The sequence below is a fragment of the Dactylosporangium sp. CA-139114 genome (assembly GCF_050955725.1).
Lineage (GTDB): Bacteria > Actinomycetota > Actinomycetes > Mycobacteriales > Micromonosporaceae > Dactylosporangium.
Window position 1 is genome coordinate 3851515 of record NZ_CP192080.1, and the last position, 25914, is coordinate 3877428.

The 25914-nt window shown below is 73.1% G+C and carries 22 protein-coding genes, 5 pseudogenes and 1 riboswitch; of the genes and pseudogenes, 13 read left to right on the forward strand and 14 right to left on the reverse strand.

Annotated elements, in window-relative coordinates:
* Nucleotides 1-14 precede the first annotated feature (14 nt).
* Nucleotides 15-680: pseudogene (locus tag ACQP2P_RS17505) on the reverse strand (nucleotidyltransferase domain-containing protein); the annotation flags it as partial.
* Between the two features lie 33 nt (nucleotides 681-713).
* Nucleotides 714-812, forward strand: a riboswitch (glycine riboswitch).
* A 79-nt stretch (nucleotides 813-891) separates the two neighbouring features.
* On the opposite strand from ACQP2P_RS17505, the gene gcvP reads away from it, so the two are divergent.
* Entirely contained in the window at nucleotides 892-3717 is a 2826-nt protein-coding gene (gene gcvP, locus ACQP2P_RS17510) for an aminomethyl-transferring glycine dehydrogenase (RefSeq protein WP_433617311.1), read from the forward strand.
* 21 nt (nucleotides 3718-3738) lie between these two features.
* Here the strand turns inward: gcvP and ACQP2P_RS17515 are convergent, their stop codons facing one another.
* A complete protein-coding gene (locus tag ACQP2P_RS17515; RefSeq protein ID WP_433076258.1) occupies nucleotides 3739-3954 on the reverse strand; it encodes a DUF5999 family protein in 216 nt (71 codons plus the stop codon).
* A 661-nt stretch (nucleotides 3955-4615) separates the two neighbouring features.
* On the opposite strand from ACQP2P_RS17515, the pseudogene ACQP2P_RS17520 reads away from it, so the two are divergent.
* Nucleotides 4616-4744, forward strand: a pseudogene (locus ACQP2P_RS17520) (aminodeoxychorismate component I); the annotation flags it as partial.
* A gap of 153 nt (nucleotides 4745-4897) precedes the next feature.
* Nucleotides 4898-5608, forward strand: a pseudogene (locus tag ACQP2P_RS17525) (chorismate-binding protein); the annotation flags it as partial.
* A gap of 285 nt (nucleotides 5609-5893) precedes the next feature.
* Here the strand turns inward: ACQP2P_RS17525 and ACQP2P_RS17530 are convergent.
* Complete coding sequence (locus ACQP2P_RS17530; RefSeq protein ID WP_433617312.1) at nucleotides 5894-6559, reverse strand: hypothetical protein; 666 nt, start codon at nucleotides 6557-6559, stop codon at nucleotides 5894-5896.
* 144 nt (nucleotides 6560-6703) lie between these two features.
* On the opposite strand from ACQP2P_RS17530, the gene ACQP2P_RS17535 reads away from it, so the two are divergent.
* Complete coding sequence (locus ACQP2P_RS17535) at nucleotides 6704-7969, forward strand: MFS transporter (RefSeq protein WP_433617314.1); 1266 nt, start codon at nucleotides 6704-6706, stop codon at nucleotides 7967-7969.
* Here ACQP2P_RS17535 and ACQP2P_RS17540 read toward each other — a convergent pair.
* Both ACQP2P_RS17540 and ACQP2P_RS17545 read right to left on the reverse strand, forming a co-directional pair.
* Nucleotides 7966-10014, reverse strand: coding sequence for a prolyl oligopeptidase family serine peptidase (locus ACQP2P_RS17540; protein ID WP_433617316.1), 2049 nt, complete (start codon nucleotides 10012-10014; stop codon nucleotides 7966-7968). The genes ACQP2P_RS17535 and ACQP2P_RS17540 overlap by 4 nt on opposite strands.
* A complete protein-coding gene (locus ACQP2P_RS17545) occupies nucleotides 9993-10292 on the reverse strand; it encodes a hypothetical protein (protein WP_433617318.1) in 300 nt (99 codons plus the stop codon). The genes ACQP2P_RS17540 and ACQP2P_RS17545 overlap by 22 nt, the downstream gene beginning before the upstream one ends.
* A 44-nt stretch (nucleotides 10293-10336) precedes the next feature.
* Between ACQP2P_RS17545 and ACQP2P_RS17550 the strand changes: the two genes are divergently transcribed.
* Nucleotides 10337-10480, forward strand: a complete 144-nt coding sequence (locus ACQP2P_RS17550) for a hypothetical protein (RefSeq protein WP_433617319.1) — start codon at nucleotides 10337-10339, stop codon at nucleotides 10478-10480.
* A gap of 149 nt (nucleotides 10481-10629) precedes the next feature.
* A complete protein-coding gene (locus ACQP2P_RS17555) occupies nucleotides 10630-11220 on the forward strand; it encodes a TetR family transcriptional regulator (protein WP_433617321.1) in 591 nt (196 codons plus the stop codon).
* 16 nt (nucleotides 11221-11236) lie between these two features.
* Here ACQP2P_RS17555 and ACQP2P_RS17560 read toward each other — a convergent pair whose 3' ends face one another.
* On the reverse strand, nucleotides 11237-11545 hold the full coding sequence (locus ACQP2P_RS17560) for an ArsR/SmtB family transcription factor (RefSeq protein WP_433619174.1): 309 nt from the start codon (nucleotides 11543-11545) through the stop codon (nucleotides 11237-11239).
* 93 nt (nucleotides 11546-11638) lie between these two features.
* Between ACQP2P_RS17560 and ACQP2P_RS17565 the strand changes: the two are divergent.
* Both ACQP2P_RS17565 and ACQP2P_RS17570 read left to right on the forward strand, forming a co-directional pair.
* A pseudogene (locus tag ACQP2P_RS17565) lies at nucleotides 11639-12328 on the forward strand (aldo/keto reductase); the annotation flags it as partial.
* Nucleotides 12329-12484: 156 nt separating this feature from the next.
* A complete protein-coding gene (locus ACQP2P_RS17570; protein WP_433617323.1) occupies nucleotides 12485-14389 on the forward strand; it encodes a S8 family serine peptidase in 1905 nt (634 codons plus the stop codon).
* Here the strand turns inward: ACQP2P_RS17570 and ACQP2P_RS17575 are convergent.
* Both ACQP2P_RS17575 and ACQP2P_RS17580 read right to left on the reverse strand, forming a co-directional pair.
* Nucleotides 14386-15222 carry a serine hydrolase domain-containing protein gene (locus ACQP2P_RS17575; RefSeq protein ID WP_433617324.1) on the reverse strand — a complete coding sequence of 279 codons (837 nt, stop codon included), beginning with the start codon at nucleotides 15220-15222 and terminating at the stop codon, nucleotides 14386-14388. The genes ACQP2P_RS17570 and ACQP2P_RS17575 overlap by 4 nt on opposite strands.
* A 22-nt stretch (nucleotides 15223-15244) precedes the next feature.
* Nucleotides 15245-16882 carry a chitinase gene (locus ACQP2P_RS17580; protein WP_433617326.1) on the reverse strand — a complete coding sequence of 546 codons (1638 nt, stop codon included), beginning with the start codon at nucleotides 16880-16882 and terminating at the stop codon, nucleotides 15245-15247.
* Nucleotides 16883-17002: 120 nt separating this feature from the next.
* On the opposite strand from ACQP2P_RS17580, the gene ACQP2P_RS17585 reads away from it, so the two are divergent.
* Both ACQP2P_RS17585 and ACQP2P_RS17590 read left to right on the forward strand, forming a co-directional pair.
* Nucleotides 17003-17743 (forward strand): metallophosphoesterase family protein, encoded by a 741-nt coding sequence (locus ACQP2P_RS17585; protein ID WP_433617328.1) that lies wholly within the window; start codon nucleotides 17003-17005, stop codon nucleotides 17741-17743.
* Nucleotides 17744-17863: 120 nt separating this feature from the next.
* Entirely contained in the window at nucleotides 17864-18451 is a 588-nt protein-coding gene (locus ACQP2P_RS17590; protein WP_433617330.1) for a dihydrofolate reductase family protein, read from the forward strand.
* Nucleotides 18452-18498: 47 nt separating this feature from the next.
* Here the strand turns inward: ACQP2P_RS17590 and ACQP2P_RS17595 are convergent, their stop codons facing one another.
* The 4 genes from ACQP2P_RS17595 to ACQP2P_RS17610 form a co-directional block, all read right to left on the reverse strand.
* Nucleotides 18499-19506, reverse strand: coding sequence for an RNA polymerase subunit sigma-70 (locus tag ACQP2P_RS17595; protein WP_433617332.1), 1008 nt, complete (start codon nucleotides 19504-19506; stop codon nucleotides 18499-18501).
* A 75-nt stretch (nucleotides 19507-19581) separates the two neighbouring features.
* Complete coding sequence (locus tag ACQP2P_RS17600; RefSeq protein ID WP_433617334.1) at nucleotides 19582-20562, reverse strand: N-acetylglucosamine kinase; 981 nt, start codon at nucleotides 20560-20562, stop codon at nucleotides 19582-19584.
* Nucleotides 20563-20596: 34 nt separating this feature from the next.
* Complete coding sequence (locus tag ACQP2P_RS17605; protein WP_433617336.1) at nucleotides 20597-21838, reverse strand: 6-phospho-beta-glucosidase; 1242 nt, start codon at nucleotides 21836-21838, stop codon at nucleotides 20597-20599.
* Between the two features lie 59 nt (nucleotides 21839-21897).
* Nucleotides 21898-22275 carry a DUF1992 domain-containing protein gene (locus tag ACQP2P_RS17610; RefSeq protein ID WP_433617338.1) on the reverse strand — a complete coding sequence of 126 codons (378 nt, stop codon included), beginning with the start codon at nucleotides 22273-22275 and terminating at the stop codon, nucleotides 21898-21900.
* A 35-nt stretch (nucleotides 22276-22310) separates the two neighbouring features.
* Here ACQP2P_RS17610 and ACQP2P_RS17615 point away from each other — a divergent pair, with 35 nt between their 5' ends.
* Both ACQP2P_RS17615 and ACQP2P_RS17620 read left to right on the forward strand, forming a co-directional pair.
* Nucleotides 22311-22883 (forward strand): DedA family protein, encoded by a 573-nt coding sequence (locus ACQP2P_RS17615; RefSeq protein WP_433617339.1) that lies wholly within the window; start codon nucleotides 22311-22313, stop codon nucleotides 22881-22883.
* Nucleotides 22884-23046: 163 nt separating this feature from the next.
* Entirely contained in the window at nucleotides 23047-23619 is a 573-nt protein-coding gene (locus ACQP2P_RS17620; protein ID WP_433617341.1) for a chaplin family protein, read from the forward strand.
* A 152-nt stretch (nucleotides 23620-23771) separates the two neighbouring features.
* Here the strand turns inward: ACQP2P_RS17620 and ACQP2P_RS17625 are convergent.
* Both ACQP2P_RS17625 and ACQP2P_RS17630 read right to left on the reverse strand, forming a co-directional pair.
* Nucleotides 23772-24230 (reverse strand): annotated as a pseudogene (locus tag ACQP2P_RS17625) (PhzF family phenazine biosynthesis protein); the annotation flags it as partial.
* 73 nt (nucleotides 24231-24303) lie between these two features.
* Nucleotides 24304-24729, reverse strand: a complete 426-nt coding sequence (locus tag ACQP2P_RS17630; protein ID WP_433617343.1) for a hypothetical protein — start codon at nucleotides 24727-24729, stop codon at nucleotides 24304-24306.
* A 272-nt stretch (nucleotides 24730-25001) separates the two neighbouring features.
* On the opposite strand from ACQP2P_RS17630, the gene ACQP2P_RS17635 reads away from it, so the two are divergent.
* Nucleotides 25002-25904, forward strand: a complete 903-nt coding sequence (locus ACQP2P_RS17635) for a phosphotransferase family protein (RefSeq protein WP_433617345.1) — start codon at nucleotides 25002-25004, stop codon at nucleotides 25902-25904.
* Nucleotides 25905-25914: the final 10 nt, after the last annotated feature.

Genomic DNA, 25914 nt, shown 5'->3' on the forward strand with positions numbered 1-25914 from the left:
GGCCCGGGCCGCGCGAGCGCGGCCGTTCGCAGTGCGAACAGGAAACGCTCGACCGCCTCCCGGTCCGGCTCCTGCGGCAGCGTCGACGCCGACTCGGCGGCGGCCAGGCCGGCCGCCAGCGACGCCGCCAGGGACTGGAAGTCCTCCCAACCCAGCTCGCCGCGGCGGATCGCCAGGAGCTCGTCGCGCCAGGGGGCGACGTCCACCAGGACCTCGCCGGTGCGCAGGACGTGGGCGCCGGCGCGCAGCAGGCGGGCCATGTGCATCGCCTGCTTCCAGCGGACCTCGCCGGTGCGGGCGCGCACCGAGGTGAGCGTGTTGAGCTGGTCGCGGGCGTAGTCGCCGTAGCTGCGGGCGGCGCGGCGGGACAGGAACGCGGGGCGCAGCGCCAGCAGCGCGCGGCCGGCGTCGGTGACGTGCTCGACCAGCGGCGACCACAGGCACTCCCACACCGTCGGGTTCGCCGCCAGGGCCAGGGTGCAGGCCCGCTCGACCTCCCACGAGAACTGCTCCGGCAGCGGCCCCTCGACGTGGCTGGGCGGCTTGTCCAGCGACCAGAAGGCGTCGCTCGGCGTCTGGAACACGCCCCGCCGGTCGGTGTCGGAGTCCGGGCCGTCGAGCCCGTAGGCGCGGGAGCCGACCACCGCGGAGTAGATCGTGTGCTTCGCCACGATGGTCAAGTCCTGCACTGTTGGTAGGGTAGTCGTGCCGGCAATACCCGCGCGGGAGAGACCGCTGTGCAGCACGAGCAGCGGCGCCGAAGGGGCAAATCCTCCCCGGAACCTCTCAGGCAAAAGGACCGCGGCGGGTTGGCACCTCTGGAGTCTGCGACAGAGGGGGAGGAGCGCACGTTCGCCCCCTGTCCCGCGATCCGCCCAGAGAGTGTGGCCCATGACCAGTTTTGCCGCGCGGCACATCGGCCCGAGCGCCGACGAGCAGGCCCGGATGCTCAAGACCGTCGGATACTCCACGGTCGAGGACCTCATGACCGCCGCCATCCCCGGCTCGATCCGCTGGCACAAGCCGCTGGACCTGCCGCTCGCCGCGTCCGAGGCCGAGGTGCTGGCCGAGCTGCGCGCCCTCGCCGCGGCGAACCGGACCCTGGTGTCGATGATCGGCCTCGGATACCACGGCACCCACACCCCGCCGGTGATCCTGCGCAACGTGCTCGAGGACCCGTCGTGGTACACGGCGTACACGCCGTACCAGCCGGAGATCTCCCAGGGCCGGCTCGAGGCGCTGCTGAACTTCCAGACCGTCGTCGCCGACCTCACCGGGCTGCCGGTCTCCGGGGCGTCGCTGCTGGACGAGGCGACCGCGGCCGCGGAGGCGATGACCCTCGCGCGGCGCTCGTCGAAGGTGAAGTCCGAGGTGTACGTCGTCGACGCCGACGTGCTCCCGCAGACCCTCGCCGTCATCCGGACCCGCGCCGAACCGCTCGGCATCGAGGTGCGCGTGCTCGACCTCGCCGTCGAGGAGCTTCCCGAGGCGTTCTTCGGGCTGCACCTGCAGTACCCGGGCGCCTCCGGGGCCGTGCGCGACCACGAGGCCCTCATCGCCCTCGCCCACGAGCGGGGCGCGATCGCCACCGTCGCCGCCGACCTGCTCGCCCTCTGCGTGCTGCGTGAGCCCGGCGCGATCGGGGCCGACGTCGCCGTCGGCAGCGCCCAGCGCTTCGGCGTGCCGATGGGCTTCGGCGGCCCGCACGCCGGGTACATCGCGGTCCGCCAGGGCCTCGAGCGCACCCTGCCCGGCCGGCTCGTCGGCGTGTCCAAGGACGCCGGCGGCGCCCCCGCCTACCGCCTCGCGCTGCAGACCCGCGAGCAGCACATCCGCCGCGAGAAGGCGACGAGCAACATCTGCACCGCGCAGGTGCTGCTCGCCGTCGTCGCGAGCATGTACGCCGTCTACCACGGCCCCGACGGGCTGCGCGAGATCGCCGCGCGGACCCACGACATGGCCGTGCGCCTCGCCGCCGGGCTCAGCTCGGGCGGGGTGACCGTCGAGCACCGGGCCTTCTTCGACACGGTGACGGCGGTCGTACCGGGGCGGGCCGGCGAGATCGTCGAGGCCGCCGCGGCGCGCGGGATCAACCTGCGCCTCGTCGACGCCGACCGGGTCGGCATCGCCTGCGACGAGACCACGACGTTCGGGCACCTGCGCGACGTGCTCGCCGCCTTCGGCCTCGCCCACGCCGACGTCACCGCGCTCGACACGGCCGACACGGTCCCGGCGCCGCTGCGCCGCGCGTCGGACTACCTCACGCACCCGGTGTTCAGCAGCCACCGCTCCGAGACGGCGATGCTGCGGTACCTGCGCCGGCTCTCCGACAAGGACTACGCGCTCGACCGCGGCATGATCCCGCTGGGCTCCTGCACCATGAAGCTCAACGCGACCACCGAGATGGAGCCGATCACCTGGCCCGAGTTCGCGAACGTCCACCCGTTCGCGCCCGACGCGCAGACCCAGGGGTACCGCCGCCTCATCGCCGATCTCGAGCGCTGGCTCGCCGAGGTCACCGGCTACGACGCCGTGAGCCTGCAGCCCAACGCCGGATCGCAGGGCGAGCTCGCGGGGCTGCTGGCGATCCGGGCGTACCACCACGACCGCGGCGACACCGAGCGCGACCTGTGCCTGATCCCGTCCAGCGCGCACGGCACCAACGCGGCCAGCGCCGTCATGGCCGGGATGCGGGTCGCCGTGGTCGCCTGCGACGAGCTCGGCAACGTCGACCTCGCCGACCTCGACCGCAAGATCGAGCAGCACCGCGACCGGCTCGCGGCCATCATGGTCACGTATCCGTCGACGCACGGCGTGTACGAGACCGGCATCGCCGAGCTGTGCGGGAAGGTGCACGACGCCGGCGGCCAGGTCTACGTCGACGGGGCCAACCTCAACGCGCTGCTCGGCTTCGCCAAGCCCGGGCAGTTCGGCGCCGACGTGTCGCACCTCAACCTGCACAAGACGTTCTGCATCCCGCACGGCGGCGGCGGCCCCGGCGTCGGGCCGGTCGCGGTCCGCGCCCACCTCGCGCGCTTCCTGCCCTCGCACCCGTTCCTCGCCGCGGACGCGCCGGTCGGCCCGGTCTCGGCGGCGCCGTTCGGCTCGGCCGGCATCCTGCCGATCCCGTGGGCGTACCTGCGGCTGATGGGCCCCGACGGCCTCGCGAAGGCGACGGCGACGGCGGTGCTGGCGGCCAACTACGTGGCGGCCCGGCTGCGCGAGCACTACCCGGTGCTCTACAGCGGCGCGGAGCACCTCGTCGCGCACGAGTGCATCCTGGACCTGCGGGGGATCACCAAGGCCAGCGGCGTGACCGTCGCCGACGTGGCGAAGCGGCTCATCGACTACGGCTTCCACGCCCCGACGATGTCGTTCCCGGTGAGCGGGACGCTCATGGTCGAGCCGACCGAGAGCGAGGACCTGGGCGAGCTGGACCGCTTCTGCGACGCGATGATCGCGATCAAGGCGGAGATCGATCGGGTGGCGGCGGGCGAGTGGCCGGCCGGGGACAACCCGCTCGTGAACGCGCCGCACACGGCGGCGGTGGTGACGGACGACTCGTGGGAGCACGCCTACCCGCGGTCGGTGGCGGCCTACCCGACGGCGGCCTCGCGCGAGGCGAAGTACTGGCCGCCGGTGCGCCGCATCGACGACAGCTACGGAGACCGGAACCTGGTGTGCTCCTGCCCTCCAGCCTCCGCTTACGAAGAGTGACTTCCCCGTAGCTACGGAGTGTTACCGCGGCGCGGCGCCCACCAGCGTGTGCGGCGCCCAGCCGCGGTGAGGCTCGATCACGGAGCAATCGGGCAGAAGCTCTCCGGTGTCCTCGAAGACGATGACGCCGTTGCAGAGCAGGCTCCACCCCTGCTCGGGGTGGCTCGCGGAGACGCGGGCGGCCTCGCGGTCGGTGTCTTCGGCGGTGGGACAGGGGGGCTGGTGCTGGCAGAGCATCGGGGGTCTCCGATTTGAGAGATTCAATTGAGGTCTGTGGGGTTCTTCACATGACCAGTGATGCACGCTACTACGGCCAACGACACTATTCCGAACATGTGACGGCACAACTTGGGGATAATCCACCCTTCGTATGAGCACACTAGGACCGGTCGTCGGGTATGAGCCCGGGACAGTGGATCTTCACCCGCCCGGGTTACCCGGCGCGTGTAGAGCCCGCGTCTGGGAGCGCTCCCGCCTTGAATGGTATTCCCGGGACGGCGGAGACCCTCTTCAATTACTGATCGAGTTCGCCGCGTCGCACGGCGTGCATTTTGCGGATCTCTCGGCGTCACCCACCGTCACCGACGCGTTCACCTGTGGGATTTCGGTCCTCCTGTCGCCACCCTCCGTGACCCCGTCGCCGGCACCCTCCGTGCCGGATCTGGTGGCGGTGGCGTACTCGCACGGCCCTCGCCGGTCACCCGCGCCCGGGACAACTGTCGCCTATTCGTCACCCGGAACCATGAACGTTGCACCGGCCCCGGCTGCGGATTCTCCGGATTCGGGGCGACTTGCCTCTTCATGCACATGGCGCGAATCGGCCCCGCCCCGTGCTGCCGATTCCCCGGGCGTTTCGGAAATATCCGATTTTTCGGCTGGTTCACCGGGGGGTGTCGCCTTCCTCGGCCCGTGGACGCCGAGCTGGACCGAGGCCGAGCACGCGGCGGCGGTCGGCGGCGTGCGGGCGGCGATCGCGCGCGGCGACGTGTACGTCGTGAACCTCGTCGGGCACACCAGCGCCCCGTTCGGGATCGGCCTTGGCCTTGGCCCCGGTGGCAGCCCCAGCAGCCCCAACCCCGGCCTCGGCGGTAGCCCCAACCCCGGCCCCGGCGGTAGCCGCGGCCCCGGCTCCGGCCTCAGCTCCGGCTCCGGCTCCGGAGGCAGCCTCGGCCCTGGTCTCGGCGCCGGCCCCGGGCCCGCGCTCGCGCGTGTCGCGGCCCTCCCGGGCGCCCGCTACGGCGGCGTGCTGCGCGGCGAGCGCTGGTGGGTCGCCTCGGCGTCGCCGGAGACGCTGGTGGCGGTGGCCGGCGGCCGGGCCGTCACCCGCCCGATCAAGGGCACCCGCCCGGCGACGGCACAGGGCCGGGCCGAGCTGCTGGCCTCGGCGAAGGAGCGCGCCGAGCACGTGATGATCGTCGACCTCGAGCGCAACGACCTGGGCCGGGTGGCCGAGGTCGGCTCGGTGCGCGTCGACGAGCTGTTCGCGCTGCGCCGCTGGTCGGGCCTGTGGCAGGCCGAGTCGACGGTCAGCGCGCGGCTCGCGCCGGGCGTGGGCCTGGCCGAGCTGCTGGCCGCGGTCTGGCCGGGCGGCTCGGTGACGGGCGCGCCGAAGCTCGCCGCGATCGACGTGGCCACGCGCCTCGAGCCCGTCGGCCGCGGCCCGAGCATGGGCGCCTGCGGGTGGATCGGGCACGGGGCGCCGGGGCCCGGTGCGCCTTTCGGCCGCGTCGAGGTCGACCTGGGCCTCACGATCCGCACGGTGGCGGTCGCGGATGGCCGGGCGCACCTGTGGGCCGGCGGCGGGATCGTCTGGGACAGCGACCCGGTGGCCGAGGTGGCCGAGGCGGCGGCGAAGGCGGCCCCGATCAAGCGGGCGCTGCGCGGCTGGTGACCGCGGCGGGCTCGTCCGGGGACCGCGACCGGGCGGCCCAGGTGGTCGGAGTGGTCGGATCGAGGTCGTCGAAGTGGTCGAGGTGGTCGGAGTGGTCGGGGTGGTCGGGGTGGCGGCGAAGACGGACCTGTTCGAGCGGGCGCTGCGTGGTTGGGCTGGTGACCCCGCGGCCTCGCGGATGCATGCGGGTCGGTCGGCCGGGGCTCATCTTGCTTACCTAAGCTTACCCTCCGCCACCTAACTGATCATGGCGGTCGATCCGGAGCGTCGAAGGGGTCGGCACGCTCAGTGGTGGTCGCGGCGCAGCGAGATCTGGAAGGCGCGGGAAGCCGGGCCCGCGGCCTCGTCGAAGGACGCGAACAGGGTGCACGACAGCGGGGCGTCCGGCGTGGTGATGCGGTGCGCGGTCACGTGGGGGGAGTCCCAGTGCACCCGCGGCAGGTTCGCGCTCGGGCCGAAGCACGCGTCCAGGTCGGCCCGGGTCAGCGACGGCTCGGCGAAGCGGACCTCCACCGAGGCCAGGCCCGCCCGGTCGTTCATGAACAGCTGCAACCACGCGGTCCCGGGCGGGCTGGGCTGCACGAACAGGCGGCCCAGCTCGTCCTGGGTCGGGGCGGGCAGGCCCAGCAGGTCGGCGACCTCGGCGGCGTGCTCCGTGGTCACGCCGCACACGCGGCGGGCCCAGGTGCCCAGCAGCTCCGCCGTCACGGGGCGGGCCACGAGGTCCAGCAGATGGGTCGGGAGCGGCGGCCGCCGCCACGGCCGCGGCCAGTCGTCGAGATCGGCCAGCTCCGCGCCGTCCACGATGAGGGTGTAGACCGGCTCCGCCGGGAAGTCGTTGACGCGCACGGTCAGCGCGCGGCCGTCGACCTCGGCGTGGTACGGGAACTCGCCGTCGCCCGAGTGCTCCCACGCGATCGGGCGCTCGGTCAGGGCGGTCGGGTCGGTCATGACGGGGTTCCCCTGGTGCGTGTCAACCGGACGAGAAACGGCAAAGCAGACCCCGACAGCGTAGGCGGTGTCTGCAAACCCACAGTTGAGGGCCGTCACACTCACCCCGCATCCCGCCCATGGGCCGATAGCGTTGGTCACGCTATGCGCCGTTACATCATGTGGTCCGTCGGGCTCCTCGCGTACGCCGTCGCCGTCTTCCACCGCTCCTCCCTCGGCGTCGCCGGGGTCGAGGCCGCGCAGCGTCTCGGCGTCGGCACGGCGCTGCTGTCCACGCTCTCCGTGGCCCAGCTGGCCGTGTACGCGGCGATGCAGATCCCGGTCGGTGTGCTGCTGGACCGGTTCGGCTCCCGCCGGCTGCTCGCCGCCGGTGGCGCGCTCATGCTCGCCGGGCAGCTCGTGTTCGCCTTCGCCGGCGACGTGGGCACGGCGATCGGCGCCCGGGTGCTCATCGGGGTCGGCGACGCGATGACGTTCATCAGCGTGCTGCGGATCGTCGCGATGTGGTTCCCGCCCCGCCGCAACCCGCTCATGGTGCAGCTCACGGGCATGCTGGGGCAGCTGGGCGCGCTGTCGTCGGCGGTACCGCTGGTGCTCCTGCTGCGCCACGCCGGCTGGACGGCGACGTTCCTCGGCGCGGCCGGGCTGGGTGCCGTGGCGGTCGTGCTGGTCCTGGTCTCCCTGCGCGACCAGCCCGAGACCGCGGAGACCGCTGAGGCCGCCGAGACCGCCGGCGGCCCGCCGCGCAAGCTCGGCCTGCGGCACTCCTGGGACCACCCGGGCACGCGGCTGGGGCTGTGGACGCACTTCGTCACGCAGTTCTCCGGCTCGGTGTTCGCGCTGCTGTGGGGGTATCCGTTCCTGACCCAGGGCGAGGGCCTCGCCCCGGACACCGCCGCGGTGCTGCTGTCGCTGCTCACCGTCGGCGGCCTCGTGATGGGCCCGGCGATCGGGCACTTCTGCGGGCGGCTGCCGTACCACCGCTCGACCCTCGTCCTCGGCATCGTCGGCGCGTCCGCGCTGGCCTGGACCGTGGTGCTGCTGTGGCCGGGGCGCGCCCCGCTGTGGCTGCTGACCGTGCTGGTGCTGGTCCTGACGGTGAACGGGCCCGGCTCGATGATCGGCTTCGACTACGCGCGCTCGTTCAACCCCGCGGACCGCATCGGCGGCGCGACCGGCATCGTGAACGTCGGCGGGTTCGCGGCCTCGATCGTGCTCGTCATCGCCGTCGGCGTGATCCTGGACGTGCGGACGGCGCCGGGCGCCGAGCACCCGACGCTGTCCGCGTTCCGCTGGGCGTTCGCGGTGCAGTACCTGCTGTGGATCGCCGGCGCCGTGCAGGTCTACCGCTACCGCCGCACCACCCGCCGCAGGATCGCGGCGGACGACCTGGCGCTCGCCCCGGCCTAAGGCGCGAGCGTCCGCCACAGGAACTCGAACGCGAGGGCCCACTTGAAGGCCAGCTGCGCGTTGTCGGCCGCCCCGCCGTGGCCGCCCTCGATGTTCTCGTAGTACGTGACGTTCTTGCCGTGCTCGCGCAGCCGCGCCACCATCTTGCGCGCGTGCCCGGGGTGCACCCGGTCGTCGCGGGTCGACGTGGTGATGAGCGTCGGCGGGTACGGCACGGCGTCGCGCACGTTCTGGTACGGCGAGAACAGCGAGAGGTAGGCCCAGTCCTCGGGGTCGTCGGGGTCGCCGTACTCGGCCATCCATGACGCCCCGGCGAGCAGCAGGTGGTAGCGGCGCATGTCCAGCAGCGGCACCGCGCACACGATCGCGCCGAACAGCTCCGGGTAGCGGGTCAGCATCACGCCCATGAGCAGCCCGCCATTGGAGCCGCCCTCGGCGCCGAGCTGCTCGCGGGTGGTGATGCCGCGCTCGACGAGGTCGCCGGCGACGGCCGCGAAGTCCTCGTAGGCGCGGGGGCGCCGCTCGCGCAGGGCGGCGCGGTGCCAGGCGGGCCCGTACTCCCCGCCGCCGCGGATGTTCGCCACGACGTAGGTGCCGCCGCGGGCGAGCCAGCCGCGGCCGATGATCGAGTTGTACGTCGGGACGCGGGACACCTCGAAACCGCCGTAGCCCGACAGCAGGGTCGGGCCGGGTCCGGCGCCGGGGCGCCCGACCACGAAGTAGGGCACCTGGGTGCCGTCGGCCGACGTGGCGAAGAACTGCCGGGTCTCGATGCCGTCGGTCTCGAAGTACGCCGGGCCCTGCTTGAGGATCGTGGGCCCCTCGGCCGACCCGAGCACGCCGTGGCGCAGCGTCGGGGGCAGGGTGAAGCCGCTGGACAGCAGCAGGTACTGCTCGTCGGCGTCCTGGTTCGTGGTCCACACGTCGGTCTGGCCGAGCTCGGTGCCGAGCACCTGACGGCGCCACTCGCCGTCCGCGAAGGACAGCAGCTCCAGCCGGCTGCGCACGTCGGCCAGCAGCACCAGGATCAGGCCCGTGCGGGTCCACTCCGCGTAGCTGAGCGAGGTGTGCGGGTCCGGCGTGAAGAGCGGGGTGAGCGTGCGGTCGCCGGACAGGTACGACTCCAGCCGGGTGATGAGCAGGGTGCCCGCCGGATGCGTCACGCCCGCGACCGGCCAGTCGGTGCGGACCCGCACCAGCAGCCACTCGCGGTGGATGTCGACGCCGGCGTCCTCGGGGACGTCGAGCTCGGTGAGCTCGCCGTCGACGAGCAGGTACCGCCGGGCGTTGAAGAAGTCCGTCGCCTGCCGGACGATCGCGCGGCGGCCGTCGACCGACGGGTCGGAGGTGGCGCGGACGGACACGTCGTCGGGGGAGCCCTCGAACACGACCGGCGCGTCGGCGACGGCGGTGCCGCGCCGCCAGGCCCGCACCTGGCGCGGGTAGCCCGAGGAGGTCATCGATCCGGGGCCGGTGTCGGTGCCGACGAAGATCGAGTCGGCGTCGATCCAGCTCACGCTGCTCTTGGCCTCGGGCAGCTCGAAGCCGTCCTTGACGAACTCGAGCGCGTCGAGGTCGAACTCGCGCACCACGGAGGCGTCGGCGCCGCCGCGCGAGAGCGCCACGAGGCAGCGGTGCTCCCCGGCGAGCGGGCCGGTGCGCAGGTAGGTGGCGCCCTGCCAGACCCAGTTCTCGCCCTCGGCCTCGGCGAGCGCGTCGAGGTCCAGGACGGTCTGCCAGTCCGGGGTGCCGCCGCGGTAGGACTCGAGCGTCGTGCGCCGCCAGAGGCCGCGGGGGTGCCCGGCGTCCTTCCACAGATTGTAGACGCGCTCGCCGTGCCAGGCGATCATCGGGATGCGGTCGTCGGCGTCGAGCACCGCCCGGATGCCGTCGCGCAGGGCGGCGAACCGCTCCCCGCCGGTCAGCGCGGCGACGGTCTCGGCGTTGCGCTCACGGACCCACGCGAGCGCCTCCGGGCCCTCGACGTCCTCGAGCCACAGGTTGGCGTCGTCGAGCGGCGGGTTCAGGTCATCGTCGTCCGGCATCCGATCAGTCTGACCGAACGGCGACGGGTTCGGCGACCCGTTCCCGCGCCGACGCCGAGTGTCCAGCGCGACAGGGGCGTCGGATGTGGCAGCGGTACCGTCAGCGCGAACGGGGCCGCGACCGCGGGGCCGGCGATGAGCATCCGGGCCGGCGACCAGGCCTGGATCGGCAGCGGGATGGACCTGGCCAGGGCGCCGGCGCTCGGGTGCGGGGCGGCCGCCCCGCCGGCGCTGAAGGCGAGCAGGTAGGGCAGGTCCGGCAGCGGCGACGCGGTCACGTGGCCCTGGCGGCCGACCACGGCGTGGCCGAGGTCCCCGGCGAATGAACGCCAGGTTCACCCCGGGCAGCACGATGACGACGTCCAGCAGCGGGTACAGCCCGGCCGGCAAGTGCGGAGAGGGTGCCGACGAGCGGGAACGCCGGCCCGGGCAGCACATCGGCCCGCCCGCGGCGCGGTGGCCGTGAGCCCGAGCCCGAGCCCGAGCCCGAGCAGGCCGATCCAGAGCCGGTCCCGCACCATGAGCCGGTGATCGGCCGGGTTCGTCCCGAGTTGAGGTTGTTTCTTGCGCACCACGCAAAGTTGCTGATCCGGCACGTTTTGCTACGCTGGTGGGATGGAACCGGGCCTGCGGGAACGCAAGAAGCAGGCGACACGGCGGGCGCTGGCGCTGGCCGCGCTGCGGCTGAGCGTGGAGCGCGGCTTCGACGGCGTGCTTGTCGAGGACATCGCGGCCGAGGTGGGCGTGTCGCCGCGCACCTTCAACAACTACTTCTCCTCGAAGGCGGAGGCGATCTGCGCCCTGGCCGTGGACCGGGCCCAGCGGGCCGGGGCGGCGCTGCGGGCGCGGCCGCCGGGCGAGCCGCTGCGCGCCGCGATCGAGGCGGCGATGCTGGCCGAGTTCGGTGGCGGGGCGGTGCCGGAGCACGTGCCCGACCGGGTGTGGTTCGCGGGGCTGCGGATGGTGCTGGCGACGCCGGCGATGCAGGGGGAGTATCTGCGCGTGCGGGCGGCGATGCAGGACGCGCTGTCGTCGGCGATCGCGGAGCGGCTCGGGCTGCCGCCGGCGTCGCTGCTGCCCGAGGTGGTCGGCGGGGCGGTGGCGGCCGCGTGCGACGCGGCCACGCACCGCTGGCTGCACGCGGACCCGCCGGTGCCCCTGCAGCCGCTGGTCGAGGAGGCGCTGCGGCACCTCGCGGAGTTCTGAGCGCCCGCCCGGTCGCTCAGCCCAGGGTCGTGAGCCGCTCGCCGAGGTCCGTGTGGCGGTAGTGCAGGCGGCGGCCCGACCTGGCCGCCACGATCAGGCCGGCGTCGCGCAGGGCGGTGAGGTGGTGCGACGCCGTGGCCGGGGCGAGGCCGAGCCGCTCGGCCACGTCGCCGGTGCTGGCGGGGTCGGCCAGCAGGGCGAGCACCGCGGCCCGCGTCGCGCCCAGCAGCGCCGCCAGGGGCTCCGGGGGCGCCGGCGGGGCGGCGAACAGGGCGCCCAGGGCGCGCGGCGGATACCACAGCGCGCGCCCGGCGGCCGAGTCCATGATCCAGGCCTTCGTGCCGGTGAAGGCGGTCGGCAGCAGGAACAGCGGGTGGCCGTCCAGGGACCACGGCGGGTACTCGGCGTCCTTGAGGTAGTCCAGGCGCGGCACATCGTCGCCGCGTGCGAGGCGTCGCTGCGGCGGCTCCGCACGGATCGCATCGACCTCTACCAGATGCACCACGTCGACCGCGGCACGCCGTGGGAGGAGATCTGGCAGGCGATGGACGTGCTCGTCGCGCAGGGGAAGGTGGTGTACGTCGGCAGCTCCAACTTCGCCGGCTGGCACCTGGCGGGCGCGCAGGCCGCGGCGATCCGGCGGCACTCGCTCGGGCTGGTGTCGGAGCAGCTCAAGTACAGCCTGCTGACCCGGGCCGTGGAGCTGGAGGTGGTGCCCGCGGCGCAGGCGCTGGGCATCGGGCTGCTGCCCTGGTCGCCGCTCGCGCAGGGGCTGCTGTCGGGGGCGCTGCGCAAGCACCGGGACGCCGCGGCCGGGCGGACCACGACCCACGCGGCCGCGCGGGTCGCCGAGCACCGGCACGTCCTGGAGGTGTACGAGGCGTTCTGCGAGGACCTCGGCGTGCACCCGGCGACCGTCGCCCTCGCGTGGCTGCTCGCCCGGCCGGGGGTGACCGCGCCGATCGTCGGGCCGCGCACGCCGGAGCAGCTCGACCACGCGCTGGAGGCCCTCGGCACGACGCTCACCGATGACGCTGAGGAGCGGCTGAACGCGATCTTCCCGCCGGTCGGCAACGGGGGACCGGGGCCCGAGGCGTGGGCCTGGTGATCTGTCGGGCGAATCGTTTGCGCAGCTCACCGGCCGTACGACAGCGCTGAGGAAATCCTGTCGGGCGTTCGGCGCGTTCTCGTGGTCAGGCCGTGACTTTCCGTTGCCGGCGGCGCATCGTGATCATCGGAAGCTCCATGGACGGGGAGATGGTTGATGAGCAAAACGAGAGCGGGCCGGCGCTGGAGTGCGGCGGCCGCGATGGCGACGCTGGGGCTGTTCGCCGCGGCCACCCCGGCCGCGGCGGCACTGCCCGGGGATGGCACGGCCGTGAGGAAGGCCGGCGGCGGGTTCCTCGCCGACGAGTGGCCGACGAGCGCCGGCACGACACTGAAGAGCGTCCGGTCGATCGTGCGGGCCGACACCGGCTCGGCGGCGCCGCTGACCGGGCAGGGCGTCGGTATCGCGCTGGTCGACACCGGCATCGCGCCGGTGACCGGGCTGCCGGCCGGGCAGGTCGTGAACGGGCCCGACCTGTCGTTCGAGTCGCAGTCGGCGCAGCTGCGCTACCTCGACACGTTCGGCCACGGCACGCACATGGCGGGCATCATGGTCGGCAACGACCCGGCCGGCGGTACCGTCGGCCTCGCGCCCAAGGCCAAGGTGACCTCGGTGAAGGTCGGCACCGCGACCGGCGCCGCCGACGTCACGCAGATGATCGCGGCGATCGACTGGGTGGTGCAGAACCGCAACTACGACCCGGCGAACCCGATCCGGGTGATCAACCTGTCGTACGGCACGGCGGGCATGTCGGCCGCCAGCGTCGACCCGCTGATGTACGCGGTCGAGCAGGCGTGGCAGGCCGGGATCGTGGTCGTCATCGCGGCCGGCAACGACGGCAGCTCGACCACGGCGCTGACGAACCCGGCGATGGACCCGTTCGTGGTGGCGGTCGGCGCGTCGACGACGAAGCAGACGGTGAGCACGGGCGACGACGAGCTGGCGGCGTTCACCAACGGCTCGGCCGGGTCGCGCAAGGTGGACCTGCTGGCCCCGGGCGAGTCGATCGTGTCGCTGCGGGACATCAACTCCTACGTCGACCAGACCTACCCGGGCGCCCGCGTCGGCAGCACCGGCTTCAAGGGCTCCGGCACCTCGCAGGCGGCCGCGGTGGTGTCCTCGGCCGCGGCGCTGCTGCTGCAGCAGCGCCCGTCGCTGACCCCGGACCAGGTGAAGGCGCTGCTCGTCAACGGCGCTTCGGCGCTGAGCACGGGCACCGGCAAGGGCTTCAAGGAGCTCAACGTGGCCGCGTCGGCCGCGCTCGGCACGCCGAGCGTGACGCAGACGTTCGCGAAGGGCACCGGCACCGGCTCGGTGGAGACGACCCGCGGCGGCAACCACCTGACCGTCGACAACGTGGCCCTGACGGGCGAGCGGACCATCTTCGGCCCGTTCAACAACGCGGCGTGGGCGAGCCTCGCCGCGCAGAAGCAGACGTGGAACGGCGGCGTCTGGATGGGCAACCGGATGGCCGGCGACACCTGGACCGGCGACGGGGGCACCGGCGGCACCGGGCAGATCGCGGGCCTGGCCGGCAAGTGCATCGACGTCATGAACCGGATGAACAACAACGGCACGCCGATCCAGCTGTACGACTGCAACAACACGCCGGCGCAGTACTGGCAGCTGCAGTCCGACGGCACCGTCCGCGCGCTGGGCAAGTGCATGGACGTGACCGCGGCCGCGAACCAGAACGGCACCAAGATCCAGCTCTACGACTGCAACGGCACGCCGGCGCAGCAGTGGAAGGTGACCTCGGCGCGGCAGCTGATCAACGCCGGCTCGGGCCGGTGCCTGGACGTCACCGACTCGAGCTCCGCCAACGGCGTCCAGCTGCAGCTGTGGGACTGCCTGGACCAGGACAACCAGCGGTGGGTGCCGCCGTACACCTCGCGGACGTGGTCGGCGGCGACCTGGAGCGGCACGCCGTGGACCGGGACCGGCTCGTGGAGCGACCCGGCGTGGTCCGAGCAGTACTGGACCGGCCACTACTGGTCGGGGCACTACTGGAGCGGTCACTACTGGTCGGCCGACGACTGGTCGACGGCGGGCTGGTACTAGGACGCCGGGTGGTGCCCGGAGCCTGATCCGGCGCCGTGCTCGCCGAGCACGGCGTCGGACAGCTCCGGCCAGACCTCGGCGGCCCAGGTGTCGAAGTTCCGGTCGGTGAGGCAGGCCAGGGCGAGGCCCGCGTCGGGGTCGGCCCACAGGAAGGTGCCGGTCTTGCCGAAGTGCCCGAACGTGCGGGGCGAGTTGTTCGCGCCGGTCCAGTGCGGCGACTTGTGGTCGCGCAGCTCGAAGCCGAGGCCCCAGTCGTTCGGGTCCTGGCGGCCGAAGCCGGGCAGGACGCCGGTGACGCCCGGATACTGCACGGTGACCGCCTCGGGCATGAGGTCGGGCACGAGCGAGGGGTCGAGCAGTTCCTGGCCGAGCAGGGCGAGGTCGGAGACGGGCCCGACGGCGCCGGCGGCGGGGGAGCCCTCGAGGCGGGTGCCGCCCATGCCCAGCGGCCGCAGCACCGACTCGGTCATGAGCTCCGCGAAGGTGCCGCCGGTGCGGGTGAGCACGAAGTCGGCGAGCAGCTCGAAGCCGGTGTTGGAGTAGATCCGCTTGCGGCCGGGGCCGGCGAGGATCTGGTCGGTGTCGAAGGCGACACCGGAGGTGTGCGCGAGCAGGTGACGGACCGTCGCCCCCTCGGGGCCGGCGGGCTCGTCGAGCAGGACGTCGCCGCGCTCGACCGCCACGAGGACGGTCAGGGCGGTGAGCAGCTTGGTGACCGACGCCCACGGCAGGGCGGTGTCCGGGCCGTGGCGGTCGCGGACTCCCTTGGGGTCCACGACCGCCACGGCGGCGGTCGGTACGGGCCAGCTGGTCACCAGGTCGAGTGCGCTCACCCGTCGAACCTACGGCAAGCGTCTACGGCAGGGTGTTCAGGTAGGGGCGCTGGGCGTTCTGGAACTCCCAGTTGTAGTAGCGGTCCCAGTTGATCGACCAGGTCATGAGGCCGCGCAGCGCGGGCGAGGGGCCGCCGCGCAGGGTGTAGCCGCCGCAGCCGGAGCCGTTGACCAGGCAGGTGACCGCGGACTGCACGACGCTGTTGGCGACGTAGCCGTTGCCGGCGCTGACCGCGGCCGGGACGCCGATCGCGATCTGGTCCGCGCGCAGGCCGGGGAAGGTCTGGCCGGTGTTGGCGACCGGGAAGCCGGCCTTGAGCATGTCGGTCATGGCGATGTGGAAGTCCGCGCCGCCCATGGTGTGGTACTGGTTGTCGAGGCCCCAGATCGGCCCGGAGTTGTAGTCCTGGACGTGCAGGATGGTGAGGAAGTCCCGCACGGCGTGGATGACGGGCAGGTAGGAGCCGGCCCGGTTGTCGCCCTGGGTGGTGCCGCCGTAGAACTGGTACCCCAGCTGCACGAAGAAGGTCTCGGGGGCCATGGTGAGCACGAATTTGGCGCCGTACTTGGCCTTGAGGGACTTCAGGGCGCTGATGAGGTTGACGACGACCGGGGTGGTCGGGTTGCGCAAGTCGCTGTCGCCCGCGTTGAGGTAGAGCGAGTGGCCCTCGAAGTCGATGTCGAGCCCGTCGAGGCCCCACCGGTCGATGATGGCGCTGACGGAGCTGACGAAGGCGTCGCGGGCGGCGGTGGTGGTCAGCTGGACCTGGCCGTTCTGCCCGCCGATGGAGATGAGGACCTTCTTGCCCTGGGCCTGCTTGGCCTTGATGGCGGCGAGGAACTCGGCGTCGGACTCGACGCCCGGGCACTCGGCGGCGGAGCAGCGGTTGAAGCGGATGTCGCCGGAGGTGACGCTGGTCGGCTCGCCGAAGGCGAGGTCGATGACGTCCCAGGCGGCGGGGATGTCGGCCATGCGGATGTAGCCGGAGCCGTTGGCGAAGCTGGCGTGGTGGTAGCCGATGAGCGCGTGCTTCGGGATGCCGGTGACCGGGGTGGTCGGGCTCGTGCTCGGGCTCTTCGACGGGCTCGCGCTCGCGGACGGGCTCTTCGACGGGCTCGCGCTCGCCGAGGGGCTCTTCGACGGTGACGACGAGGTCGGCGGGGTCGTCGTGGGCGGGGTGCCGGGGCCGTCCAGGGAGATGTCGTCGGCGTTGTACGCGCCGGTGCCGTACCAGCCGTGCAGGTACACCTGGATCGAGGTCTGACCGGCGGTGGTGGTGAACGGGACGGTGAGCTTGGTGTAGGCCGTGGCCGCGGGGGTCCACGTGGACGCGCCGCCGGTCACGCCGAGGTAGACGTAGCTGCCGCGGACCCAGCCGGAGAGGGTGTACGCGGTGTTCGGCTGGACGGTGACGGTCTGCGTGCACTGGGCGGTGTCGGCGTTGGTGGCGTTGCCGTTGAGGGCGTACGAGCCGGAGTGCACGGGCGAGGTGACCGCGCCCGAGCCGGAGCCGGTGCACGACCAGCCCGACAGGTTGCCGCTTTCGAAGCCGGGGTTGGACAGCAGGTTGGCCGCATACGCGTTGGTGGCCACGAACAGGCCTGTGACCAGCAGGGTTGCGGCGCCGAGGATGAGCGCGGCGCGCTTGGTGGGCTTCATGGGCGACCTCCATCGACGGTGGTCGCCATTATTAGGTTTGTTAACTGTTCATGTCCAGAGCGCTTAACCCGGCCTTCATCATCGCGGCGGCGGCGGACGCCGCACACGTATGTTGCAGGGATGAGAGTGGCGGTGCTTGCCGATGTCCATGCCAACCTTCCCGCGCTCGAGGCGGTCCTCGCCGACGTCGAGGCGCACGGGGCCGACCGGATCGTCCTGCTCGGCGACATCGCCGGGGGCCCGATGCCGGCCGAGACCCTCGACGTGCTCGCCGGCCTCGGCGACCGTGCCACATGGGTGCATGGCAACGGCGAGCGCGAGCTCGTCGACGCCTTCGACGGCAAGCCCGGCGGGGGCCGCAACGCGGCCGACGCCGCCACCTGCGCGGCCCTGATCGAGCAGCGGCACCGCGACCTCATGGCCGGCCTGCCGATGACCGTGACGCTCGACGTGGACGGACTCGGCCCGACCCTGTTCTGCCACGCCACCCCGCGCCGGGACGACGAGTTCGTCCTCGTCGACTCGCCGATCTCCCGGTGGAACACGGTGCTGGAAGGCGTCGACGCCGGGCTGGTCGTGTGCGGGCACACGCACATGCCGTTCGACCGGCTCGCCGCGGGGCGGCGCGTGGTGAACCCGGGCAGCGTCGGGATGAACTACGGCCCGGCCGGCGCGTACTGGGCCCTGCTCGGTGACGGTGTCGTGCAGTTGCGGCGCACCGCCTACGACGCCGGGGCGGCGGCCGAGCGCATCGCCGCCGGCCGGCACCCGCAGGCCGGCTGGTGGGCCGAGCACTACGTGACCAGGCCGTACGGGGATGCGGACGCCCTCGAGGCGTTCGCGGAGTTCACCGGGGACTGAACGCCGGTCGAGCGGCCGGGCGTGCCCGCGCGGGAACTGCCGGCCGCCGGCGGCGCGCACCGATGAGGTTTTCGCGCAGCGCCCGTCTGTACGTATGCAACCGACCGACGAGAGGCTGGCATGGTGCGACAACTGACCTTCGGCATGAATGTGACCCTGGACGGCTACATCGCCGCGCCCGGCGACGACCTCGGCTGGAGTGGGGATGAGGGAGCGGACTCGTCGCAGGGCGACGAGCTGTTCCAGTGGTGGTCCGACCGGGTGGGGGCGACGGGCCTGGCGCTGTACGGGCGCAAGCTGTGGGAGGCGATGAGTTCCCACTGGCCGACCGCCGACCAGCGGCCCGGCGCCACACCGGCGGAGATCGAGTTCGCCGGCCGCTGGCGGGACATGCCGAAGGTGGTGTTCTCCTCGACGCTCGGCCCGGTCGACTGGAACACCCGCCTGGTCACCGGCGACGCGGTCACCGAGATCACCCGGCTCAAGGCGGAGGACGGCGGGCCGATGGACATCGTCGGTGCGACGCTCGCCGGGGCGGCCATGCGGGCCGGGCTGATCGACGAGTACCTGCTGGTCACCTACCCGGTCCTGGTGGGCGGCGGCACGCCGTTCTTCACCGCGCTGGACAGCTGGGTGCACCTGAACCTCGTGGAGACGCGGACGTTCCCCGGCGGCGTGGTGCTGACCCGGTACGAGACGAGGCGATGAGCACGCGCAGGTCCCCCGCCGGCGACGCCGGCGGGGGACCTGCCCGATCACAGTGCCGGGGGCAGGCCCAGCCATGGCTTGCCGGTGGCGTCGAATCCGGTGAGCTCGGCGATCTTCCCGTCGACGATGTGCAGGACCGCGAGGGTGTACAACCGGTACGCCGGGTCGCCGGGGGTGCGCAGGTACAGCGCGGCGGCCGGCATCCGGTTGACCGTCGTGGCGATGCAGCGCCAGTCGTCGTGGCCGGGCCGGAAGAGCCCACCGCGGACCCAGCCGTCCACCGCGTCCTTGGCCGTGCCGGCCGAGGTGCCCGCCTGGGGCAGCATCACGAAGCGCAGGTCGTCGCGCAGCAGGGACATCAGCCCGTCGAGGTCGTTGCGCTCGTGGGCGTCGATGTACGCCTGCACCACGCCGCGCTCGTCAAGCGACAGCTCGTGGGCGGCGGGGCTGCGCCAGTCGAGGCGGCGGCCGGGCAGCTGCTCGCGCATCGTCACGCGCGCCCGCTGCAGCGCGCTGGTCACCGATGCGACGGTCAGCTCGAGGGCGTCGGCGGCCTTCGACGCCGGCCAGCCGACGACGTCACGCAGGATGAACACCGCCCGCTGCCGCGGCGGCAGGTGCTGGACGGCGGCGATGAACGCCAGCTCGATCGTCTCCCGCGCCACCACCGAGTCCTGCGGGTCCTCGGGGAGCATCCGGTCGGGGTACGGCTGCAGGTACCGCACCTCCGAGCCGGCGTCCGGCAGCCCGGACGGCACGGGGGTGCGGTCCTGGCGCCGCTGCAGGAAGTCGAGGCAGACGTTCGTCGCGATCCGGTACAGCCAGGTCCGCAGCGCGGCGTGGCCCTTGAACGACTCCCGCTTGTGCCACGCTCGCAGGAACGTCTCCTGCGTCATGTCCTGCGCATCCTCGTAGTTCGCGAGCATCCGGTAGCAGTGCACCTGCAGCTCACGCCGGTGGCGCTCCGTGATGAGCGCGAACCGCGCCGAGTCGCCTGAGCGAGCCACCGCGATGAACGCGGCCTCCTCGGCGCCCAGGGGTCCAGCGTCGGTCATGGGCACCAATCCTTCCACCGGTGCGAGGGGGCTACCAGAACCGACACGGGCGCGGCCGCACTGGGCCGGCGGTGGCTACAGCGCCGCTCGCACCGCGGACTCCAGGGCCGGTGGGCACGGGCCGCCGTGCAGGGTGTCCAGGGCCAGCAGCGCGGCGCCGGCCACCGGCGGGGAGGACAGGACGTTCACCGTGGCGCGGGGCGACAGTGCGTGCAGGCGGGGCAGAAGAGCGTCGTGCAGCACCGGGTGGCGGGCCGTCAGGACGCCGCCGCCCAGGACGATCGTGTACGGCGACTGCAGGAGGTCCAGCCGCTTCGCGCACACGCGGACAAGAGACTCGATCTCGTCGGCCTGGCGGCGCACGACCCGGGTGGCCAGCTCGTCGCCGGCCGTGGCCACCGCGAACATGACCTCGCAGAGCTCGTCCAGCCGGGACGCCGGGAGGTCGCCCAGGTGCAGCGCGATGGCCACCGCCTCGACGGTCGGGGCGTCGAAGTGCTCGCGCACGGCCGGTTGCAGCGCCGTCGCCGGGCCGCGGCCGTCCTCGGAGCGGACGGCGTGGTACAGGGCCAGGGCGGCCAGGTGGTGGCCGCCGCCCCAGTCGCCGGAGCGCTGGCCCAGGGCCGGGAAGCGGGAGGTCGCGCCGTCGGCCCGGCGGCCGGCGGCGTTGATCCCGGCGCCGCAGACGACGCCGACCGCGTCGGGGGTGGCGGAGCCGGCCCGCAGGAGGGCGAAGAGGTCGTTGTCGACGGTCGTCGTGGCGGCCAGGGCCAGGGCCGAGACCTCGGTGTTGAGGCGGTCGACCTCGATCGGCAGGTCGGCGCCGGCGGTGTAGACGGCCAGGTGGGACAGCTCGATCGACGACGGCAGGGAGGCCTCGCGGCGGGCCCGGGCGACCAGGGCGGACAGCTGGGCCAGGGCGCCCTCGAAGCTCAGCACGTGCGGGGAGATCGTCGGGCCGGTGACGCGGGCCAGGACGCGGCCGTCGGAGTCGCCGAGGACCACGTCGGTCTTGGAGTTGCCGCCGTCGGCCGCGGCGTAGAGGCGGGCCGTCATCGCCGGCCGGCCGGGGCGGTGGCGGGGCGGGCGGTCATGCCAGCCACGGCAGGTGCTCGCGGTTCGCGGCCAGCAGGTCGTCGGTCAGGCGCTCCGCCTTGTCGTGCTGGGCCACCAGGGGGTGGGTGAGCAGGGCGCGGTAGACGCGCTCCCGCCCGCCGGACACCGCGGCCCGCACCGCCAGGTCCTCGTAGGCCGACACGCCGGAGATCAGGCCGGCCAGGTGGGCCGGCAGCGGGGGCGCCGGGACCGGGGTCGCGCCCCCGGCGCCGACCCGGCAGGTGGTCTCGATGACCGCGTCGTCCGGCAGGAAGGGCAGGAAGCCCCGGTTGCGCACGTTCACCGCGTGCACGCCGCCGTCGTCGTCGTGCAGGGACGCGATCAGGCCCACGGCCGCCTCCGAGTAGAAGGCGCCGCCCCGCTGCGAGAGCAGGTCCGGCTTGCGGTCCAGGGCCGGATCGGCGTACATGCTCAGCAGTTCCCGCTCGATCTGCAGGACCCGCTCGCCCCGGGTCGGCTCGTGGCGCTCCGCGGCCACCACCTCGTCGTGGCAGTAGAAGTAGCGCAGGTAGTAGCTCGGGACGCAGCCCAGGGCCCGCACCACCGCCGGGGGGATCTGCACGCCCGCGGCGATCTCCTCCAGGGAGGAGTCCAGGAGGGCCGGGAGGCGGTCGGTGCCGTCCACGTAGACGGCCCGCTCCCACGTCAGGTGGTTGAGGCCGACGTGGTCCAGCGTCACCGCCGACGGGTCCACGCCCAGGGCCGCGGCCCAGCGGCGCTGGAAGCCGATCGCCACGTTGCACAGGCCCGCGGCCTTGTGGCCGTCGTCGAGCAGGGCCCGCGTCACGATGCCCACGGGGTTGGTGAAGTTCACGATCCATGCGCCGGGGTCGGCCCGCCGGGCGATGTCCAGCACGACCGGCACCGTGCGCAGGGCCTTGGCGAAGCCGCCGGCGCCGGTGGTCTCCTGGCCCACGCAGCCGCAGGCCAGGGGGAACGTCTCGTCGCTGATGCGGGCCTGCTGGCCGCCGACGCGCAGCTGGATGACCACGGTGGCGGCGCCGGCCAGGGCGTCGTGCACGTCCGACGTCCAGCGCAGCGTGGTGCGGGAGCCCTGGGCCGCCAGGATGCGCCGGGCGAACGCGCCGACCACGGCCAGCCGGTCGGCGGCCGGGTCCAGCAGGACGATCTCCGAGGCGAACGGGGCCAGGCGGGCGAAGCCGTCGACGAGCTCCGGGGTATACGTCGAGCCGCCGCCCACAACCGCGATCTTCACGAGCCAGCCCTCCAGGTCAACTAATAGGAAGACTGACTAACAGTTCAGCGGGGTCGCTGTCAACGCCTGCGCCACTCGGCGGCCAGGGCGTCCGCGTCCAGGGGGCGCAGCAGGGTCGGCGGGCCCTCGATCAGGCCGCGGCGGGCGCGCTCGATGCGCACGTTCAGGTCGGCCACCGCCCGGCGCAGGGACTCCTCGGTGCGGAAGGCGCCGAGGGACTCCGGCAGGTCCTCGACCTCGCGGCGCAGGCGCAGGGTCGGCGGTATGCCCGAGGGCAGGCGCTCGCGGCGCGCCAGGTCCTTGACCCACCAGTCCTCGTCGTACAGCTCGCCGTGGTCGGGCAGCGGGCGGCCGGCGCCGGGCAGATCGTCGAACTCGCCGCGCTCCTGGGCCTCGCGGATCTGCCGGTCGATGTGCGATTCATACCAGCTGGGCATCGCCTGCGAGTGTACCCGTGGCAGGATCTTGATCGATGGAGCAGTTGGAGCGGTACGGCTACCCGGCGCTGGCGATCCTGGTGCTGCTGGAGGGTCTGGGCATCCCGACCCCCGCGGTCACGGCGATCGTCACGCTGTCGGCCGTGGCCGCGCACCGCAGCACCGCGGACGTCGTGGTCGTCGCCGTCGTCACGCTGGTCGCGGCCATCGCCGGGGACAACCTCGGCTACCTGCTCGGCCGGCGCGCCGGGCGGCCCGCGGTGCTGCGGTTCGGGCGCCGCGTCGGGCTGACCGAGCAGCGCCTGGAGCGCGCGGAGCGGTTCGTCGCCACCCGGGGCAAGAACATCATCGTGGTCGCGCGCTTCATCGACGGCCTGCGCCAGACCAACGGGATCATCGCCGGGGCCACCGCGCTGCCCTGGCGGCAGTACGCGCCCCGCGACGCGATCGGCGGCGTGATGTGGACGGCGATGTGGGTCACCGTCGGCGCCGTCGTGGGCAACAACGTGGAGCAGTTGCGGCGCTACCAACTGTGGATCCTCGGCGGCGCGGGCGTCGTCGCGCTCGTGCTGCTGGTGCGGTACCTGCTCAAGCGCCGCCGCCGCTGACCGAACGGCCCCGCAGGCGTGCCGGAAAAGACTACGTTATGTCACCGGGTGGGTGCATTGCGTGACGAGATTTCGCGAAATATCCGTCCGCAGCTCGCATTTCGGGTTAGGTGGACATCGCGACGGACGTTCCCCGTCGATCACTCGTCGAAAGGTCGTCATCATGAAACGCTGGCTCATCCGGTCGGTGCAGGTGGCCGCGCTGGCAATGGGTGGCCTCGCGCTCACCGGGACCGCCGCTCACGCCGATGGCTGGAACAGCGGGCCCAACGTTGGTTTCGGCAACGGAAACCAGAGCTCCACCACCATCCAGACGCCCGTCAACATCTGCGGCAACTCGATCGCGATCATCGGTTTCGCGAGCGCGAACTGCAACGGCGGCGCGGTGGCCTACAACGGCAGCGGCGGTGCGTTCAGCGGGGCCGGCTACAACAACGGCAACGGCAACGGCAACGCGAACGCCTACGGCGTGAACCACAAGAAGAAGCACAAGAAGCACCGCAACGGCAACGGCAACGCCAACGCGGCCTCGTACGACGACCGCGGCAACGGCAACGGCAACGGCGGCAACGGCGGCAACGGCGGCGCGTGGGCGGTCAACGCGGGCGGCGGCGGCTGGAACACCGGCTTCAACGCCGGCTTCGGCAACGGCAACCAGACGTCGACCACGATCCAGGCGCCGATCAACGTGTCCTGCAACTCGACGGCCCTGATCGGCTTCGCGTCGAGCTGCTGAACCGTCCTGCGTCCCGGGGCACCGCCTGCCCCGGCTGCGTAGAGCGTTGACCGAGGCCCGCGGGGAGCAGCCCCTTCCCGCGGTCCATCGGTCAACGCTCTTGGCGTGTCACGGGACGGGGTGTCCTGCGACGGGGTGCATGCGATGGGGTGTCATGCGATGGCGACCGCGCGGCCCGTGACCCGCACCCCGGCCCGGTCGTCCAGATCCACCCGCAGCAGGCTCGGGCGGCCCATGTCGTCGCCCTGGCGGATCGTCAGCGCCACGGGCGCCTCGACCAGGCCCAGCTCGCGCAGGTAGCCGCCGAGCGCCGCGGCCGCCGCCCCCGTCGCCGGGTCCTCGTACACCCCGCCGGGCGGGAACGGGTTGCGGGCGTGGAACACCGTCGCCGACTCGCGCCACACCACGTCGACGGTCGTCCAGCCCTGCTCGGCCATGAGCGCGCCGAGCGCCGGCTCGTCGTAGCCGAGCCCCGCCAGCCGCTCCCGGCTGCGCAGGGCCACGACGGGATGCCAGGCACCGGCGAACGCGGCCAGCAGCGGCAACCCGGGATCGAGGTCTTCGCCGGTGTACCGCAGCGCCTCCACCAGCCGACCGTATGGCGGACGCGCCCCGGCCGCGGATGCCAATCGGCCGGCGGTGGCATGTGCCCCCGCCGGCCGATGGATCAGGTCGGTCGGCCGCCTACTTGTCGGCGACGCCCAGCTGCTGCTCGCCGCCCTGGCCGTGGAACTCCGTCCCCTCGGCGAACGCGCCGTCGAAGCGCTCCTGCAGCGCGTTGAGCTCGCTGAACTCGGCCTGGTGCGAGGACTCGCTGCCCTCGGCCGCGAAGACGTGGTCGTCGGAGGTCGCGTCGTGGCTGTAGTTGGTGTAGTCGTCGGACTCGTAGTGGACCGCGGCGGGCTGGTCGTACTCGGTGTGGTGCCCCTGCGAGAAGTCCGTGGACACGGCCGTGTGGTGGTCGGCCTCGTAGACGCCGAACTGCGACTGGGCGTCGGCCTCGGAGCCCTGCGCCTGCTGCAGCTGGTCCAGCGAGTTGTGCTCCTGACCCGCGTCGTAGTGGCCGTAGTCGACGTCCTGGCCCGTGTCTGCGGCGTCGAAGTCGCTCATGGAGATTTCCCCCTCAGTGCTGTCAGACTGCGATACGGCCGACGTTACGGACTGTGGCCCGTTCCGGAATCCCCCGAACGTGCCACAGGTCACACCCTGTCAGTCTGCCCGCGGAGGACATCCGGCCTCACGTGCTCGTATTCACGTCCGGCAGTCTCTTGGCGGGCCGGTCGCGGGTTGCCGGCGCGCGAACGCGCCGTGTGCGCCACGTGACGGCCCGGCGGACCGGAAATCGGTGTCGCCGGCCGGGAAGGCTCTGCGACGATCACCGCATGGTGCAGGCATCGGGAGTACGCATCGGCTGGGCCGACCTGCCCGGCGGCGTGCGCGCGGCCGTCGAGGCCATCCTCGGCGAGCCGGTCGCGTCGGCCGTCTCGCAGGCGGGCGGGTTCTCGCCCGGCACCGCCGACCGGGTCGTCACCGCGACCGGGCGCCGCGCCTTCGTGAAGGCCGTCGGCGCCGCCCTCAACCCGGACAGCCCCGCCCTGCACCGGGCCGAGGCCGCGGTCGTCGCCCAGCTGCCGCCGGGCCTGCCGACGCCGCCGCTGCTCGGCGCGCACGACGACGGCGACTGGGTCGCGCTGGTCTACGCCGACGTCGACGGCCGCCACCCGCACACCCCGTGGCGCGACGACGAGATCGCGGCGGTCCTGGAGGCGTTGCGGGCACTGGCCGTACCGGTGCGGAACCTTCCGAAGCTGCAGGACGGCACGGTGGAGGACTTCGCCGGGTGGCGCACCATCGCCGCCGACCCGCCGGCGACGCTCGACCCGTGGGCGGCCCGGCACCTCGACCTGCTGGCGGAGCTGTCCGAGCGCGGGCACGCGGGCCTGGCCGGCGACGCGCTCGTGCACGGCGACGTGCGCGCCGACAACCTCCTCGTCCGCCCCGACGGCACCGTGGTCGTCGTCGACTGGCCGTTCGGCTGCGCCGGGCCGCCCTGGTTCGACGCGCTGTGCCTGGTGCTGAACATCCGGCTGTACGGCGGGCGCATCACCGACGACGTCATCGGCGGCGACCCCGCGGACGTCACCGGGTGCGTCGCGGGCCTGGCCGGCATGTTCGCCGACCGCGCCCGCCGGCCCGTCCCGCCCGGCCTGCCCACGCTGCGCAGGTTCCAGCAGGCCCAGGCCGACGTGATGCTGACCTGGCTGCGGGAACGCCTCGGCGCCTAGGCAGGACAGG